Here is a 1,250-nt window from a genome sequence, read left to right as displayed (position 1 = left end):
CAATTGAGTGCTCCGAGAATGTTTTCTTTAGGTACTTTGCAATTGTTGAAGACGAGCTCAGATGTGTTTGAGCCTCGCATTCCCAACTTATCGAGCTTTTGTGCGTCACTGAATCCGGTAAAACTGCGCTCGACGATAAACGCTGTGATCCCGCGCGATCCCGCATCAGCATCTGTTTTGGCGTACACCACGACCACGTCTGCATCGGGGCCGTTCGTGATCCACATTTTTGTGCCATTGAGTAAGAAGTGGTCGCCTTTGTCTTCGGCTTTTAGTTGCATGCTGACGACATCCGAACCCGAATTGACTTCGCTCATCGCCAGAGCGCCTATGTGCGAACCATCGACTAATTTAGGCAGATACTTTTCTCGTTGCGTTGGGGTGCCGTTTCGAAAGATTTGATTTACGCAAAGATTAGAATGCGCGCCGTAGCTGAGCGCGACGGAGGCTGATGCTCGGCTTATCTCTTCCATTGCTACAACGTGGGCGAGGTAGCCCATTTCAGCACCACCATATTCTTCGCTGACGGTTACGCCAAGCAAGCCCATTTCGCCAAGAAGTGGCCATAAGTGGTTCGGAAACTGATTGTAATGGTCAATATCAGCGGCAATAGGAGCAATATGCTCACTCGCGAACGCATTGACGTGATCTCGGAGCATATCAATGGTTTCACCGAGCGCGAAATTCAGCGGGATGTAGCTCGTTTTCATAACGTCTCCCTGTTGCAGGTGTGTGACTGTGAAAATCGTGCACTGCTTGAGTGAGGGAAATTTGAGTTAGTGGCGTTGTTACTTTTCGTTGTTTTTTAGTGTTTGAAGGCAGCGTTCTTTTGCTGCATTGAGCTCGCCCATGACGACACCAATGTCATTTAACTGCTGTTGTAACACGGCTTGCTTTTCTTCAATGATATTGAGCATTTTGAGCAGCTGTTCATCCGTTTGTTGCATGTCGTAAAGTTCGAACAGTTCACGTATTTCTGCCAGCGAGAAGCCGAGCCGTTTCCCTCTAAGAATCAGTTTAAGTCGGATTTTGTCCCTACGCTGATAAACGCGCATATTGCCTTTTCGCTCTGGCTCAATCAGGCCGACGTCTTCATAAAATCGAATGCTGCGCGTCGTGATGTCGAACTCTTTGGCGAGATCACTGATTTTGTATTTTTCCATAACACACTTACCTCGAATAAAAATCCAGCTTCTCGAAATCCGACCATGACTGAATAAAAATTAGGTTGTTATCAATGTGTTTCTTTA

General features: G+C 47.0%; 2 protein-coding genes. Both read right to left on the bottom strand.

Going from position 1 to position 1,250, the window contains the following annotated elements:
• A partial coding sequence (locus R8N46_RS24900; RefSeq protein ID WP_318189733.1) for an acyl-CoA dehydrogenase family protein occupies positions 1 to 710 on the bottom strand: 710 nt, incomplete at its 3' end.
• Between the two features lie 78 nt (positions 711 to 788).
• Positions 789 to 1,163, bottom strand: a complete 375-nt coding sequence (locus R8N46_RS24895; protein WP_005455792.1) for a MerR family transcriptional regulator — start codon at positions 1,161 to 1,163, stop codon at positions 789 to 791.
• Between the last annotated feature and the right edge of the window lie 87 nt (positions 1,164 to 1,250).

This window comes from Vibrio sp. 1874 (assembly GCF_033344395.1).
GTDB lineage: Bacteria > Pseudomonadota > Gammaproteobacteria > Enterobacterales > Vibrionaceae > Vibrio > Vibrio alginolyticus.
This window is presented reverse-complemented; position numbering and strand designations above follow the sequence as displayed.

Coding starts and splice junctions, on each gene's coding strand:
- R8N46_RS24895 (WP_005455792.1), bottom strand. CDS start 1,163: ATGGAAAAATACAAAATCAGTGATCTCGCCAAAGAGTTCGACATCACG.